This is a genomic window from Bacillus pumilus (assembly GCF_009937765.1).
Classification (GTDB): domain Bacteria; phylum Bacillota; class Bacilli; order Bacillales; family Bacillaceae; genus Bacillus; species Bacillus pumilus_O.
On record NZ_CP047089.1, the window covers coordinates 1186979 to 1203203 of the forward strand.

At 42.2% G+C, this 16225-nt stretch carries 15 protein-coding genes and 1 pseudogene; 8 read left to right on the forward strand and 8 right to left on the reverse strand.

Features of this window, described 5'->3' with window-relative positions:
• Positions 1-13: 13 nt before the first annotated feature.
• Positions 14-928 carry a DMT family transporter gene (locus GPS65_RS05700; RefSeq protein WP_012008892.1) on the reverse strand — a complete coding sequence of 305 codons (915 nt, stop codon included), beginning with the start codon at positions 926-928 and terminating at the stop codon, positions 14-16.
• A 130-nt stretch (positions 929-1058) separates the two neighbouring features.
• Between GPS65_RS05700 and GPS65_RS05705 the strand changes: the two genes are divergently transcribed.
• Complete coding sequence (locus GPS65_RS05705; RefSeq protein ID WP_119124405.1) at positions 1059-2396, forward strand: aminotransferase-like domain-containing protein; 1338 nt, start codon at positions 1059-1061, stop codon at positions 2394-2396.
• Here GPS65_RS05705 and GPS65_RS05710 read toward each other — a convergent pair.
• From GPS65_RS05710 to GPS65_RS05720, 3 genes are all read right to left on the reverse strand, one after another.
• Positions 2393-3085, reverse strand: coding sequence for a 4'-phosphopantetheinyl transferase family protein (locus tag GPS65_RS05710; RefSeq protein WP_012008894.1), 693 nt, complete (start codon positions 3083-3085; stop codon positions 2393-2395). The two genes, GPS65_RS05705 and GPS65_RS05710, sit on opposite strands and share 4 nt — an antisense overlap.
• An 89-nt stretch (positions 3086-3174) precedes the next feature.
• Positions 3175-3765: a hypothetical protein gene (locus GPS65_RS05715; RefSeq protein WP_012008895.1), complete on the reverse strand. Its 591-nt coding sequence runs from the start codon at positions 3763-3765 to the stop codon at positions 3175-3177.
• A gap of 84 nt (positions 3766-3849) precedes the next feature.
• Positions 3850-4494 carry a YczE/YyaS/YitT family protein gene (locus tag GPS65_RS05720; protein ID WP_012008896.1) on the reverse strand — a complete coding sequence of 215 codons (645 nt, stop codon included), beginning with the start codon at positions 4492-4494 and terminating at the stop codon, positions 3850-3852.
• 123 nt (positions 4495-4617) lie between these two features.
• Here GPS65_RS05720 and GPS65_RS05725 point away from each other — a divergent pair.
• From GPS65_RS05725 to GPS65_RS05735, 3 genes and pseudogenes are all read left to right on the forward strand, one after another.
• Positions 4618-5139, forward strand: a pseudogene (locus GPS65_RS05725) (isopeptide-forming domain-containing fimbrial protein); the annotation flags it as partial.
• Between the two features lie 6 nt (positions 5140-5145).
• Positions 5146-5706: a class D sortase gene (locus GPS65_RS05730; protein WP_119124406.1), complete on the forward strand. Its 561-nt coding sequence runs from the start codon at positions 5146-5148 to the stop codon at positions 5704-5706.
• Between the two features lie 105 nt (positions 5707-5811).
• The gene (locus GPS65_RS05735; protein ID WP_161985366.1) at positions 5812-6096 is read left to right on the forward strand and encodes an AbrB/MazE/SpoVT family DNA-binding domain-containing protein; all 285 of its coding nucleotides are present in this window, start codon (positions 5812-5814) and stop codon (positions 6094-6096) included.
• A 40-nt stretch (positions 6097-6136) separates the two neighbouring features.
• Here GPS65_RS05735 and GPS65_RS05740 read toward each other — a convergent pair whose 3' ends face one another.
• The 3 genes from GPS65_RS05740 to tcyA are packed head-to-tail and all read right to left on the reverse strand — an operon-like array spanning position 6137 to position 8387.
• Complete coding sequence (locus GPS65_RS05740; protein ID WP_012008904.1) at positions 6137-6880, reverse strand: amino acid ABC transporter ATP-binding protein; 744 nt, start codon at positions 6878-6880, stop codon at positions 6137-6139.
• A gap of 12 nt (positions 6881-6892) precedes the next feature.
• Entirely contained in the window at positions 6893-7585 is a 693-nt protein-coding gene (locus GPS65_RS05745; protein ID WP_012008905.1) for an amino acid ABC transporter permease, read from the reverse strand.
• Positions 7572-8387, reverse strand: a complete 816-nt coding sequence (tcyA, locus tag GPS65_RS05750) for a cystine ABC transporter substrate-binding lipoprotein TcyA (protein WP_003213831.1) — start codon at positions 8385-8387, stop codon at positions 7572-7574. The genes GPS65_RS05745 and tcyA overlap by 14 nt, the downstream gene beginning before the upstream one ends.
• A 395-nt stretch (positions 8388-8782) precedes the next feature.
• Between tcyA and GPS65_RS05755 the strand changes: the two genes are divergently transcribed.
• A complete protein-coding gene (locus GPS65_RS05755; protein ID WP_012008906.1) occupies positions 8783-9367 on the forward strand; it encodes a dienelactone hydrolase family protein in 585 nt (194 codons plus the stop codon).
• Positions 9368-9678: 311 nt separating this feature from the next.
• Positions 9679-11112 (forward strand): amino acid permease, encoded by a 1434-nt coding sequence (locus GPS65_RS05760; protein WP_119124407.1) that lies wholly within the window; start codon positions 9679-9681, stop codon positions 11110-11112.
• A gap of 44 nt (positions 11113-11156) precedes the next feature.
• Here the strand turns inward: GPS65_RS05760 and GPS65_RS05765 are convergent, their stop codons facing one another.
• The gene (locus GPS65_RS05765) at positions 11157-12650 is read right to left on the reverse strand and encodes a peptide MFS transporter (protein ID WP_119124408.1); all 1494 of its coding nucleotides are present in this window, start codon (positions 12648-12650) and stop codon (positions 11157-11159) included.
• A gap of 263 nt (positions 12651-12913) precedes the next feature.
• Here GPS65_RS05765 and GPS65_RS05770 point away from each other — a divergent pair, with 263 nt between their 5' ends.
• Both GPS65_RS05770 and GPS65_RS05775 read left to right on the forward strand, forming a co-directional pair.
• Positions 12914-14698, forward strand: coding sequence for a right-handed parallel beta-helix repeat-containing protein (locus GPS65_RS05770; RefSeq protein ID WP_041815165.1), 1785 nt, complete (start codon positions 12914-12916; stop codon positions 14696-14698).
• Between the two features lie 200 nt (positions 14699-14898).
• Positions 14899-16224, forward strand: coding sequence for an LLM class flavin-dependent oxidoreductase (locus GPS65_RS05775; RefSeq protein ID WP_012008909.1), 1326 nt, complete (start codon positions 14899-14901; stop codon positions 16222-16224).
• Position 16225: the final 1 nt, after the last annotated feature.

The following is a 16225-nucleotide window of genomic DNA, read 5'->3' on the forward strand; positions in this document are numbered from 1 at the left end:
GGACCGCTTTTTCTTATGAATTCCGCTTCTTTACCACATTCCCGCCAATCACTCCGCCAATGACCAGCACACCTCCGATGAGATGATACCAATCAATTGTTTCATGTAAAATGAGAACCCCAGCGGCGACTGTAATAAACGCAGATAAATTGTTAAAGATGCTGACCTTTGCCGCTTCAAGCTGGGAAAGGGCATAGTTTGATAAATATGCTGTGAGAAGTGAAGAAAGAATGCCTAAAAAGAGCATTGACCATACAAAGGATGGTTGTGTAAATGGGCTGAAAAATTGCAGTGTTGTTCCGTTTACTGAATGCCGAATGAGCGCAGCGGCATTGAAGAAGATAAATCCAAAGAATGTCATCACGAAAGTGAGTTCAATTACATGGAAGCGCCGTGTAATGACCCGGGCAAATACACTGTATGCACTGGAGGATAAGGCTGAAAGTAATATCAGTACATAGCCGATCATGTGTGAATGCTTTACATCAATTCCCTTCATGACGAAGAGAAGCATCACTCCGCACACCGAAAGAATGGTAAACAGCACTTGGATCCATGTCGCGCGTTCCTTTAAAAACCACGCGGCCAGCACCATTGTTAAAATAGGAATCGTTGCCTGTATAATACCAGCCTCTGACGAAGAGGTATACATCAGCCCCCATACTTGAAAAGCAAAAAACAACACAGGATAAAGCAAGGAAAACGGTACGATGTAGAGAAGATCACGCCATTGAATGGAGAGGCGGATCTTCTTTCGTAAAAATGGAAACAGCAATAGTGCGGCTGCAAAAGAAACGGTAAAGCGATGTGCCAATAAATCAATTGGGTTCGCTGATTCTAATGCAATTTTGACAAACAAAAATGAAAAACCAATGATCGTCGCGTAGCCTATCGCGGCAGCATACGCTTTCTGTTTTGAAATGTCCACAATTTGACTCCTTATACGAGCATGCATGCTTCAGATGAATTGACCGGTTCTGTACTTCTATCGTAATCGGATCATCTAAGGTGTACAATAAGAGAACATGATATCTGTACCGGTACAAGGAGGAAGCGGTGTGAGGAAATATGATCAGCTTGTTCTCAGCTTAAAAGAGAAGATGACGTCTGGTGAATACCATGCGGGCATGAAGATCCCTTCCATTCGCCATTTGGCGGCACAATATGCATTGAGCAAAAGCACAGTTATTAAAGCATTAGACACATTAGAACGAGAACATCTGCTGTATTCTGTAGAAAGAAGCGGCTACTATGTCGTGAAAACAAAGCAGTTATCGGGGAAAGAGGATAGCACATGGATTGATTTTGCTTCATCTGCACCTGATCCCGTCGTGTTTCCATATGTTGATTTCCAGCACTGCATCAACCAAGCCATCGATTTGTATCAAAATGACTTGTTTATTTACGGTACAACCAACGGATTACCATCGCTGCTGCCAGTCATTTCTAAGCGATTAATGGATTATCAAGTGTTTGCTAATCCAGAGCAGATCGTTATGACCTCTGGTATTCAGCTGGCATTATCCATTTTAAGCACCATCCCTTTTCCGAATGGCAAACAGACCATACTAGTCGAACAGCCAGGCTATCACCTATACCTTCAATATTTAGAAAAAAATCAACTTCCTGTGATGGGGATTCAGCGGACGGAAAAGGGAATTGATCTTCAAGAATTGGAGCGCATCTTTCGAGAAGAAGAGATTCGTTTTTTCTATACGATGCCAAGGTTTCAAAACCCCCTTGGAACGAGCTTGTCAAAACAAGAGAAAAGAGCGATTGCAGCTCTTGCCGAAAAATACGACGTCTATATCGTTGAAGATGATTATATAGCCGATTTAGAATTTGATGCAAAAAGAGACCCGATCTATTCATACGATCAGGCGGGAAAGGTCATTTATTTAAAAAGCTTCTCCAAAATCATTTTTCCAGGACTTCGAACAGGAGCAGTCGTCTTACCTGAGGAACTAATTAGTCCTTTTAGCGAACACAAACGGCTCATTGACATCGACAGCTCCATGCTGTCACAGGCAGCCTTAGAAATATACTTGAAAAGCGGGATGTTTGAACGGCATCGAGAAAGAATGCAGACAACCTATCGCAATCGATCCAAACAGCTAGTGACATGCCTGAAAAGCGATCAAATCGCTTATCAACTAGGAGAAGAGGAGCCGGCTACTCATACACATGTACGGATCGATCGGTCAATTCCGATGAACCAGCTCATTCAGCAGCTAAAAAAGGCATCTGTTTCCATTCAGTCAATCGATCGCCATTATCTTTCGACCTATCAAAAAGACCCCATTCTTCAGTTGAACATTTGGCATGTGAAAGAAGAGCAAATCACACGTGGAGTCGATTTGTTAAAGACAGCATTTCAGCAAATTGGGCGATATTAAAGACGAGCCAGCACATCATGGCAAGAGAGTATCTCAACACGTTCAGCCGCAGAAGGCTTTCGTGTACACACCGCCATTTGGTAGGCAGGATCGAGTGAGTATGTTTGAACAAAGCAGGGCGCCTCATGATCAGGTAATGTCAATGTCGCCTGTCCATCCTCTGACAGGCGGGCTGTAAAGGAAGAAAGACCATAGGATAATCCCTTTCCAGTCAGCTTGATAAAAGCCTCCTTCATTGACCATAAATGAAAGAAGTAGGCTTCCTGCCGTTCTGCCGATTGTGAAAGTAAATCCTTATACTCATCTGCTGAAAAAAATCTTTTAGCAATCGCTAGATCAATCGGTTTGATCTCCTCAATATCAATCCCTACAGGTGCATCATCTATTGCGCATACGACCCAATCACCAGAGTGAGAAAGATTAAAATGAAAAGAAGGAATGTGCCGGACAACAGGCTTGCCATTGCCCTCTGTTTCAAAAACGATCTGATCAAAAGGCAGATCGTACATATCATGGATCACCTGACGAACCAGTACCTCACCTAACAAGGTCCTTCTTGCATCGACCAAAAATCGAAAGCGCTCAGCCGCAGCGCGCTTTTCAGCTGAAACAAAGGGTTTCAATTGATCAATTTGTTTTCGTGCATGGATGTCATCTAAATGTTGTAATTGGATAGCGAAAATCTTCATCATGAACCTCTAATTTTTTACATTAATTGTACCATTGTAGAGCGCCGTACAAAAGGGACATCCTGTACACAAATCGACAGAAAGCACTTCTACGTCTGTTTCAGGATATGAACCCCATTCGGATCTTTCGTGTCTAATCCATTGCAATCAGTCATGATCACGTGAAGTAAAGAGAGGCGTTCTCCTTTTTGCCAGTGAATGGGCTGATTCAAAGAAGAGAGCAGTTGACCCACTTTAGATGTCTGTGACAAATCAGGAACAGCAATTGTCATGGCTTGAAGCGTATCGTTCCCAGTTTCAATGACATCTGTACGCCGCTGTAATTCAAACCTTAAACGAAGAGGTGTTGAAAGAAACGTTCTTCGTTCTCCTTCTTGAACCGGCCAGTTGAGCTCTTTTACCTGTGAAAGTAGCTCCCCATATTCTTCATCTGAGACAAGAAAGCCAATGTGATCAAAAAGGACTTTTTTACTATAACCGAATGTGATATTGATTTGTCCCTTTCTCATTTCGACGATGCGAAAGGTCGGCTGCTCTTCTCTAAAGTCATCCCATGTGAGCGGCGGATGAAAGGAGCCATCCTTTGTGAAACGCGCCTTTACTTCAAAGCCTAGCGACCGATACGCCTGCTCGGTCTCTTCAACAAATGGTGTCCAGTAATGATAATGAAAAAGCTGCATGAGGTCTCATCTCCGATAATAGAATATTCTGTTTATTTATTTTAACACAAGAAAAGCCATTCTTTTTTGTAGAATGGCTTGTTCTTATCGGATAAGCGTCTGAACAGGTTTCTCTGCTGTTTTTGTAATAAGCAGCTCTAGGAGACGTGTCGATTGTGGCAAAGAGAATCGAAGGACGAGACCTGTGAAAATAGCCGTCAGAATCGTGCCAACGCCAATCGGTCCGCCGAGCATCCATGCAAACAAAAGCACTGTTAACTCAATGCCATTTCGCACCCACTGCACGTTCAATCCAGTTTTCGCTGAGATGAGGAGCATTAATGAATCTCTTGGCCCGGCGCCAAGATTCGCGGAGACATAAATGCCAACACCATATCCTGAAACCACAACGCCCGTAATAAACACATATAAAGCGGGTAAATACCCATGTGGTGCAGGCAATACCGCATTAAAGAAATCTATAAACATACCAATCAGCACCATGTTCAGTAATGCGCCGATCTTTGGAAATGATTTCGTAAAAACAGAAGTTAGTGTCACAATGAGTGCACCAATAATGATGGACCACTGTCCAATCGTCAGTCCAAAATGCTGAAACAGTCCGTAATGGAAAGCGTCCCAAGGACCAATCCCAAGAATCTTTCCTTTCACTGTCAGTGATAGTCCAAAAGCTAGTACGATCAATCCAACAAAATAAAAAAACCAACGTAAAAGATGTTCCCGCTTCAAAAGCTTTCCCTTCTTTCTTAAACACTCGAATTCAATCGTAACATACTCCCACATCCCTTTAAATGACTTTGCTCAATTGTAATCGCTTACTTATGAAAAGAATTTTTTCGAATCGTAAAGGTCATTCTTTACACCATCAAAACAAAAAATAGTGTAGAAGACAGTGTCATCAAAGATTTAGTCATCACAGATCAACTGCCAGAAGGTCTTGAATACGTCGAAGGATCATTAAAAGTAGATGACCAAGCCGTCACAGATGCAAAAGATGATGACAACGGAGATTACACAAAAGGCAAAGTAACCGGTCAATTTGGAGATATCAAAGATAACGATTGGCATACCGTAACGTTTGAGGCGAAGGTTGCCAAAGGATCTGAAGGTAAAACCATTCAAAATATCGGAGTCGTGAAGGGTGAGAATGTAGATGAACCAGACAAACCTGAAAACTCAACGACAGTAGAACCGCCGAATGTGCCAGAAGTGCCAGCAAATCCAGATCAACCTTCTGAGCCACAACAGGATACACCTGGTCATCATCTTCCGAACACTGCAACAGCGATGTACAACTTTTTACTAGTCGGATTTGCACTCGTATTAATAGGTGCGGCCCTTATTGTATGGAAAAGAAGAAAAAGAAACGGGTAATCGTCCATGGTTCAAAAAATCATCTCAGCGACACTGATCACAGCAGGTATTTGTCTTGTGATGATAGGATATATGACAATCGTTGATGGGCAAAGGCAAGTAGATCAATCTTTTCAGTCTGCACAAGCAGCCATCCAGCAAAAGGGGGATGCGGATTCCCCTTTTGTGCCAAAGGCTGGTGAAACCATTGGGCTCTTGCACATTCCAAAGTTAAATGCTGAATTACCAATTGTAGAAGGAACGGATGCGGAGGATTTGGCAAAGGGTGTTGGTCATTACCACGAGAGCTATTTACCTAATGAACAAGGACAAATCGTTTTATCTGGGCATCGTGATACTGTGTTTAGACGAACAGGAGAACTGGTGAAAGGGGATCAACTCGACATTGAGCTTTCATACGGTCAATTTACCTATGAAATTGAGAAAACAAAGATTGTGAAAAAAGATGATCAAAGTATTATTACACTTCAACAGGAAAAGGAAGAACTTATCCTTACCACATGTTATCCTTTTTCCTTCATTGGTCCTGCACCAAATAGATATATCATATATGGGAAGCGTGTTTAGCCACTGGATCAGCCTGCAACTTATCCTTTCTCTAACCGATTGAAGCGCTTCATTCCTTGATAAAGAGGGAATTGCCTATATCTAGAGATGCAGGAGGGGGTCAATTTGTTAAATCAAGACTATGTAAGATATATAGATAACGTCGGAAGAGTTGTCTTGCCGACAGATATAAGAAAACGGTTGAAAATTCATCCGCGCGATTTTATGGAGATTTATCGAGAAGAAGACCAAATTGTCATAAAACCGTATTGGCAGGACAAACCTTGTATCGTCACAGGGGAAGTAACAGGCTCCAACAAAGTGCTATCGGGTGGAGTGGTCATCAGTCCAGAGGGAGCGAGGTTGCTCTTACAAGATTTACTGGCACTTCGCCTGCAAAAAAAGATATAAAAAAAGGCTGTCCTCACCACGTGAGAACAGCCTTTTTTCATCATACTGGATTTAAAATCCGGTTTAAGAATTGTTTTGTTCGTTCTTCCTTTGGTCGTTTGAAGATTTCTTCTGGAGGACCTTGTTCGACGATGACGCCGCCATCAATAAAAATCACTTCGTCTGCCACTTCTTGGGCAAACTTGATTTCATGTGTGACGACCGCCATGGTCCAGCCTTCTTTCGCTAAATCCTTCATGACCTTTAAGACTTCCCCGACAAGCTCAGGGTCAAGTGCAGAGGTTGGTTCATCAAAAAGCATGAGCTCTGGTTGAATAGCAAGTGCACGGGCAATGCCGACACGTTGCTTTTGACCGCCTGACAGCTGGAAGGGATACAAATCTTTTTTATCCTCAAGTCCTACCTTTTGCAGGAGCTGAATCGCTTCTTTTCGCACCTCTTCTTTTGGCCGGCGCTGAACTTGGACTGGACCTTCCATCACATTCTCAAGAACAGTACGATGCGGAAACAGGTGATAATCTTGAAACACCATGCCTGACTTCCGGCGAAGTTTGAGCAAATCAGCTTGTTTATTTTTTTTAGAAAAATCAATCGAGAAATCATCGAAGGTAAAGGAGCCGGCATTTGGAATTTCAAGTGCATTTAAACAGCGAAGCATCGTTGTTTTTCCTGAACCTGATGGACCAAGAATCGCCACAACCTGCCCTTTGTTGATCGTAAAATCAATCGACTTTAAAATCTCATTTTCACCAAAGGATTTGTTTAAGCCTTTGACTGTTAGCATGTCTTTCCCTCCTTACCTTGCGACATATCGATCAAGTCGTTTTTCAATTTGATGCTGAACGAGTGATAAAATGAAGCAGAATACCCAATAGATCAGGGCTGCTTCCATATAAATGAACAAGATCTGATCCAAGTTCGCCGCAGCAATTTCCTGAGATTTACGGAACATCTCTGCCACGAGGATTTGGGAGGCAAGGGATGTATCCTTCACCAAACTAATGAATGAATTAGATAGTGGCGGAATCGATACACGCACAGCCTGCGGTAAAATCACGCGGACGAGCGTCTTACGATGCGTCATCCCAATTGAATAACCAGCTTCCCATTGTCCTTTAGGAACAGACAGGACGGATGCACGGATAATCTCTGACGCATACGCACCTACGTTTAATGAAAAAGCAATAATGGCACTTGGATATGGATCTAGTGTGATATTAAATGTCGGAAAGAAATAGAAAATAATAAACAATTGCACAAAAAGCGGCGTTCCACGAACGGCCGACACATAGATGGAAAAAATCCATCTGAGGGCTTTGATTTTAGACATTCTAGCAAGAGCTGTCACAAGCGCAATAAAAATACCAATAATAAAGGCAATGATGGCAAGGGGGATTGTATAATAAATCCCCTGCATCACCATTGGCCAAAAAGATTGCTGAAGAAGATCCCAAGGAATGACGACTCCTAGGGTATTACTTTGTAACATCTTCACCAAACCATTTCTTAGAAATCTTAGCAAGTGTACCGTCTTTTTTCATTTCTTTTAATGCGCCATTCACTTTGTCAACGACTTCGCCGCTGCCTTTTCTGAATGCAAAGTAAGTTTCTTGAGGATCTCCTGTTTCAAATGCAACTTTTAGGTTTTTGTTCCCGCTTGTTTTCAAGTAATTCAATACAGCTAGCTTGTCATTGAATGTCAAATCAGCACGTCCTTGCTGAATCAATTGAATCGATTGTGCAAGACCCTCAACGCCTTCAATTTTAGCGCCAGCATCTGTTGCTAGTTTATTGTAGTTACTTGTTAAGGATTGTGCTGCTTTTTTGCCTTTGACATCAGATAGTTTCTTGATGTCGTTGTTATCTGATTTTGTCACAACAATGGCTTGAGACGTTGTGTATTTATCAGAGAACTCGTATTGATTTTCACGTCCAGTTTTACCAACTTGGTTCGCTACCACGTCAAAACGTTTTGAATTCAGTCCAGCAAACATGCTGTCCCATTGTGTTTCTTTGAATTCAGGTTTTAAGTCAAGACGTTTTGCTACTTCTGTGATGACTTCTACATCGTAGCCAGTTAATTTATCTGTCTTTTTGTCATGGAATGTGAAAGGAGCATAAGTACCCTCTGTTCCGATCGTCAGAACACCTTTATCCTGAATGGATTTCCAAAGGTCACCTGATTCCTTAGACCCAGATTGTTTATTCGCGTTGTCGCTTGCACCAGATCCACATGCCGTGATCAATGCAACACAAGCGCCTAACATAATGGCAAAGAACATTTTTTTCATTTTATTCCCCACTTTTCTTGTTGGTATTTACAACATATGATCTTACAGAGAAGCAACCTAAAAGTAAAGCATTTGAAACTAGCTTGAGCGAATCTCATCAACTTTATGCCCTTAAATGGTTGGACGGACAAACGATAGAACTATACCCAAAACAAAAGGTGGTTAAAACCCAACACATTTTCAAACGATAATGAAAATTGTTCGATTAATGAGAATGTTAGATAGACTATTTAATGGAAAAATATGCTATGATCATCACATCAAAAGATGGTTATGTTGTTGTATATCAGTCGATTCATATGACTTTTTAAGAAAATAAAGTAAACGATATTCAGTGAACAAACGTAATATAAGGGAAGTGTGGTCATTTGCATATATCGAAACAAAAACCCGTCATGATCTTAATACACGAAATATACGGAATAAATGATCATATGAAGAGTGTCATTTATCATTTTGACAAAGTTGGCTTTGAGGTGTATTGTCCTCATTTATTAGGAAAGGTTAAAAACTTTCCTTATGTCAGTGAGAATGAGGCATACGACTACTTTATGAATAAAGTTGATTTTGATGAATCGGTAAAGATCGTATTGAATGTGGCAAAAGAGTTAAAAACGAAAAATGCATTGAGAGATATATTTCTCATAGGTTTTAGTGTGGGGGCAACAATTGCTTGGAGATGCAGCCAATATGATAAGCTGTTTACCGGAGTTATTGGGTTTTATGGTTCAAGAATCAGAGATTACGTCCATCTTGCACCTGCTTGCAAAACTCTTTTATTTTTCCCAAAGATCGAAGCATCTTTTAACCCTCTAGAGATTGCGGAAATTTTGAAGAAAAAGGACAATCTATGCGTGAGAATAGTAGAAGGAAAGCATGGATTCGCCGATCCATATTCTACGGCTTTTCACGCTGAATCTAAAAATAGCTGCTTTCAGGAAATAGATGATTTTATCAAAATGTGTTTGCTGGAAGAATAAAGATTTGTGAATGTGTAAACAGTGAACGGTGTCTTACAATTGATCATAAGAGAAAAGAAACCAGTATGTAAATGGAGTTCCATACTGGTTTTTTGTGCGAATATTTTGGTTATACGGCATCCTATCAAATGATAAGATTCACCGCATATTTGTGCGAACATTACTAAAATAAAGACTTTAAGACAGTGACCATAGAAGGAAGCATATTTATTATAAAAGATGTATAATTAGTAGGTTGTTTTGAAAATGGAATGAATCACATGGAGACATGTTTTGATAACAGAACATCTTAGAAGAAGGAGGGCATCATTGTGGATGTTGGACAAAATCAGCCTGAGCAATTGAAAAGGGCGATGACCTCCCGTCATTTATTTATGATTTCACTTGGCGGTGTCATTGGGACAGGCTTTTTCTTAGGAACGGGCTATACGATTGGACAAGCAGGGCCAGTTGGAGCCGTTCTTTCATATATTGTGGGCGGATTGATTATGTATTTAACCATGCTGTGTCTTGGAGAGCTGTCGGTTGCACTTCCTGTGTCCGGTTCGTTTCATACGTATGCGACGAAATTTGTCAGCCCTGCAGCGGGTTTTGCGGTTGGCTGGATTTATTGGCTTGGCTGGGCAGCAACGGTCGCCCTTGAATTTTTATCAGCAGGACAGCTAATGAGGCGCTGGCTTCCGCAAGTGGATGTGTGGATTTGGTGTCTCATCTTTGGATTGTGTCTTTTCTTATTAAATGCCCGGTCGGCGAAAGCGTTCGGGGAGTCGGAGTTTTTCTTTTCAACCATTAAGATCATTGCGATTTTACTCTTTATCGGTGTAGGCGGAGCGGCGATGTTTGGTCTTATTGAAACAACGAGCGGTGAACCTGCCCCTTATTTCAGTCATTTTGTGAGTGATGGGCTGTTTCCAAATGGATTGCTTGCCGTTGTGGTCACGATGATCACCGTGAACTTTTCATTCCAAGGAACAGAGCTGATCGGGATTGCGGCAGGAGAAAGTGAAAACCCTGAGAAGACCGTTCCGCGCTCGATTCATCAGACTGTTTGGCGTACACTCGTCTTTTTCGTCCTATCTATCTTTGTCTTAGCAGGTATGGTGCCATGGAAGGAAGCGAGTGTGCTGCAAAGTCCGTTTGTTACTGTTTTTGAGAGAACGGGTATTCCTTTTGCGGCAGATATCATGAACTTTGTCATTATCATCGCTTTATTATCTGTTGCCAACTCTGGCTTGTATGCATCGACGAGAATGCTCTATTCCTTATCGAAAGAAGGAATGGCAGGAAAAGCATTTAGACGCGTGAATCAGCGCGGTATTCCGATGAATGCCTTACTGCTCACGTTCCTGTTTACAGGGATTTCGCTATTATCCGGTTTCTTTGCAGAAAAAACAGTTTTTGCCTGGATCGTGTCCATTGCCGGCATGAGTGCTCAGACTGGCTGGATCACCATTACCTTATCACAAATGCTTTTCCGCAGAAGATATTTGAAAGCAGGCGGAAAGCTGGAAAACTTAAAATTTAAAACCCCTCTTTATCCGGTTCTGCCGATTATTGCGATTACGCTCAACACCATCGTGTTGATCAGCCTTGCCTTTGATCATGAGCAGCGCATCGGGCTATATGTCGGCGTCCCTCTCATGATCATTGGGTATGTCGTCTATCACCGCTATGTAAAAAAGCATCAGGCGAAAAGTGAATCGCTCAAGCTGCAAATTCATGGAGATGATGAGATCCGGTTTTAAACTATAAAAAAGAAGCCAACCCAATGGGCAGGCTTCTTTTTTATTTAATGAATCCCTTTCATCGCTTTCTTAATCACTGGTGTTAAGAGTAGCATCACACCGCATAAAACGATGGCGAGTAATCCAATGATACCGAAATAGACGGTTTCTGGGACTTTATCAAACAGTTTGACCACTTGCGCGTTGATCGCCTGTGCCATCGCATTTGAAAGGAACCAAAGGCTCATCGTTTGCGCTGAGAAAGCAGCAGGTGCAAGCTTTGTTGTCGCTGACAGCCCAACAGGTGATAAGCAGAGTTCTCCGATCACGACAAGGAAGAAGCTCAGAACGAGCCATAATGGGCTCACAAGTGTATTCGGACCAGACATGTAGGCAGGAATGATCATGATGATGAAGGATAACCCTGCAAACAGAAGGCCAAGTGAGAACTTAATCGGGGTAGACGGCTGTTTCTTTCCAAGTCTAATCCACAACCAAGCAAACACAGGAGACAATAGCACAATAAAGATTGGGTTCAATGATTGGAACCACGAAGAGGCAAGTGTCATCCCAAGGAAATTCAAGTTTGTTCGTTGATCTGCATATGTGGCTAAAATGTTTGAGCCTTGTTCTTGAATCGCCCAGAACATCACCGCAGCAAGGAACAATGGAATATAAGCGAGAACTCTGGATTGCTCCACTGGGCTCGTCTTTTTACTGAAATACATGACGATGAAATATACAATCGGAATGAGCACACCAAGGGCACTGACAAACCAAGTGAATAAATTAATTGTGAGTGCACCTGTTCGAATGCCGATGACAGCAAAAACAGCAAGCGCAATGGCAATTAATGTTCCGAAAATTTTGAAGTTCTTGCGTTCAGTAGCTGATAGTGGATTTGTCACATAAGTACCGGCAAGACCAAGATTCGGTTTTTTCGTGATCACAAATGTAATCAGACCAACAAGCATCCCAACGGCAGCAAGTGAGAATCCGAGGTGGAAGTTCACTTTTTGACCGAGTGTTCCGACAATTAACGGGGCAATAAAACCGCCCATGTTGATCCCCATGTAAAAAATACTAAAGCCAGAATCCCTGCGTGGGTCTGTTTTAGAATACAGGTCGCCCACAATGTTTGAAACGTTTGGCTTCAGAAGACCTGTCCCAATAATAATTAGACCCATACTAATAAAGAGCGCTGTTGCTCCGCTTGGTAAAGCCAAAATGACATGTCCAAGCATAATGAAAACCCCGCCATAAAAGACCGTACTAGACGAACCGAATACGCGGTCGGCGAGCCATCCCCCAATAATGCCTGACATATAGACAAGCGCACCGTAGACAGACATGATCGAATTGGCTGTTGTCTGATCAAAACCAAGACCGCCTTTTGTCACCTCTGTGTACATATAATAAATAAGCAGTGCACGCATGCCATAATAGGAGAAACGCTCCCAAAATTCAGTGAAGAACAGTGTGTAAAGTCCTTTAGGATGTCCAAAAAACCCTTTTTGAGGAACACTTTTAACAATTTTATCGTGGTCAATTGTAGACATGGCATAGATCCTTTCTTAAAAAAAGAGATATGAGAAAAATGATATTCTTGTATAGTTCTTGTGTCAATATAAAACTATTCTAAAACAGGAAAATGTTAGTTCAATAGGCGTAAAGTCTCAAAAATATGAAAAATTCTTTCAAGTGAGAATGGTCTGAAAGTTATATTGAAAGAATTTATTTAAAATTTGAAGAATTGTACAAGCAAACCTTTTACACATGCATAGGATGACAAGAGAACATGTGTGAAAAGGAGGAGTTTAGGTTGGGGGAATTAAATGAATCTGATCTGAAAAAGCCTGTTGTCAATGTACAAGATTTTGGTGTGGTGGCGGATGGGAAAACGGACTGTACAGCGAAGCTCAATGAATGCTTAGAATGGACGAAAGCGCAGGGGTATTCTCACGTCTGGCTGCCGAGCGGCACGTATGTCATCGATGCAGTGTACAGAGGAGATCGATTTTTTCCTTTCCGGGGTGCGGGTATACGTGTGCCAAGTCATATGACGATTGAGATGGCGCCAGATGCCGTCATTAAGGTGATACCAAATGATTCGTGGGGGTATGCGGCCTTTTATATAGGAAAGGTTCAGCATGTGACCATCAGGGGCGGGCGAATCGAAGGGGATCGACATGAACATGTATACAAGTCGCTTCCCCCTGAACGAAAAACCCATGAGTGGGGCTTTGGGATATGTATTGAAGGGGCATCTGATGTAGAAGTGAATCGTGTACAAATCAAAAATTGTACGGGAGACGGCATCATTGTCAGTCCCCATGGTTTATTATCACAGGTTGAAACGTACTCTCCTGCTTCATCTATTCATATTTCTGGTTGCCACGTTACAGATTCAAGGCGAAACAATATCTCGATCACAGGCTGTGACGGGGTCATTGTGGAGGACTGTCTGCTTGAGAGAGCAGGAGTAAACGGAGTCGAGCCAAGAATGGGCATTGATATTGAAGGCTACGGGGAAAATGCAGTGAATATGGAGGAACCGCTGAATATTCAAATCCGAAACAACATTGTAAGAGGTGGCGCCGCAAGCTCTATTTATAACTTCAATGGCTATGGTGTCATCATCGAAGGCAATCATACAGATAGCAGTATCTCCTATGGATTTGCCACGGAAACCATCATTGCTAACAATTTGATCCGTGCGGTAGGAGGAGGCGTCACAAAAGCAGGAATTACGAGTTTAGGTGTCTCTCTTGGTCAAACAGAAAACAATGTGATCATTATTGGCAATATGATTGAAGGATTTGAAAAAGGGATTGATGTGAGGGGCGATAGTGTTCACATTACAGGGAATAAGATCAGTCTATTTGAAGATGCGGCTTTGTCCGTTTATATGGCGAACCGTATTCTAATAGAAGGAAATCATATTGAATCGGGGACGAATACAGGACTAAGAAGCGCAGCGCTGCGTATCTATCAGTCAGATAGCGTCGTCTTTTCAAACAATACGATTTACTCGGTGATTGATGGAGCGATGGTAAGAGGAACGAATATCCTCATCCAGCACAATCAATTCAAAGAATTCAGCAGAGGGATCTGGGTGCAGGAAGGGGAAGCTGGAATCAACGGCAATCACTTTATTCAAGAAGGGCACCAAGAGCTTGGATCTTCGTATACGATCAGTGTCACTGGAAATGCAAAGGCTTTCATTTGGCATAATCGCTTTAAGCACTACCAAAACTACGCCGTATACAGCAACACGACGGGGCCATTAGAAATCAAAGACAATTCCTTTGAAGAATCATCTTTATATGTCGTGATGTATATTAAAAACGGTTCACCACAAATCGGAGATAACCGCTTCTATTTAAATCGTTCGTTCGGACAGCCGACAGCGATCTTTATCGATCAAGCGGCTTCAGCCCGTGTACTGCGGAATAACATCATTAATTTATCTCCTCAAAAAGCAATTGCTGTCCGCACCATATCGTCTACTCATTCCGTGATCGCCCATAATATGCTCGAACGTAGCCAATTGGCGACACATACGACCGATCGGATCATTGGAAATATTGAAATCGATACACCATAATGAATGAGAGAAATCCCTCATTTTGGAGGTTCAGAAGGCGGTTGACAATCCTGTAAAAAGGGCATATAGTAATAATTATTTTTCATTTTTCGCAACATTTGCCCTTTTTTTATTGATAAAACCGATTAATTCAATCAGAAAAATGTATCTTCTGAGGACTTCAGTTTGATATATGAGGATATAGAAAGGATGAAGAACAAGTGTCACAGCCGAAAAGGAAGCTCAAGCTAGGCGTATTCATCGCAGGAACTGGACATCATGTTGCCTCTTGGAGACATCCGAATGCCGTATCAGATGCAGCCATGAACCTGGATTATTTTAAACAATTAGCCAAAAAAGCAGAGGAAGGAAAGCTAGATTTACTCTTTTTAGCCGACAGCTTATCCATTAACCAAACCTCTCATCCGAATGTACTTACAAGATTTGAACCGCTCACCCTGCTTTCATCCATTGCTGAGTCTACTTCATCCATTGGATTAGCAGCAACAGCATCCACTACATACAGTGAGCCTTTCCATATTGCAAGACAGTTTGCCTCCCTTGATCATTTATCAGGCGGAAGAGCGGCATGGAATGTGGTCACATCTTCTATTGAAGAAACAGCGAAAAACTTTAGCGGAGAAGAGCATTTAGCCCACCATAAACGATACGAGCGAGCAGAAGAGTTCGTCGAGGTCGTCAAAGGTCTGTGGGATTCTTGGGAAGAAGACGCCCTTGTCAGAAACAAGGAAACGGGAGAATTCTTCGAATCTAGTAAGCTTCATGAGCTCCAGCATAAAGGGGAGTTCTTCTCAGTACGAGGTCCACTTAACGTATCACGTACGCCTCAAGGGCAGCCAGTGATCATTCAGGCAGGGTCATCCGAAGATGGTCAAAAGCTTGCAGCGAAAACGGCTGAACTTATTTTTACAGCACAAAACGATCTCGAAAAAGCGAAGGAATTTTATCAAAGCTTGAAGGAGAAAGTAGAGGATGCGGGTCGTGCTAGAGAAGACGTCAGCATCATGCCGGGGATATTCCCGATTATTGCTGATACAGAGGAAGAAGCCAAAGCGAAATATGAAGAATTACAGGAGCTGATTGTTCCTGAGATTGGGCTGAGCATTTTGCAAAACTACTTAGGTGGGATTGATTTGTCTCAGTATCCTTTAGACGGCCCGCTGCCAGAGATTGATCCAAGCACGTCAAATGCGGTAAAAAGCCGTTTTGATCTCGTGATGAATATGGCGAGAAAGGATCACCTGACCATTCGCCAGCTCTATCAATCAGTTGCCGGCTCTCGTGGTCATAATATTTTCATTGGTACACCGCAGCAGCTCGCAGATGTGATGGAAACATGGATCAATGAAGAAGCAGCAGACGGCTTTAACGTCATGCCCCCGCTATTGCCAGAAGGGCTGGACATGTTCGTAGACCGCGTCGTCCCAATTCTTCAGGAGAGAGGCTTATTTAAAACAGAATATACAGGACAAACCTTACGAGAAAATCTCGGATTAGCACAGCCAAAAAATCGCTACACGACATAAA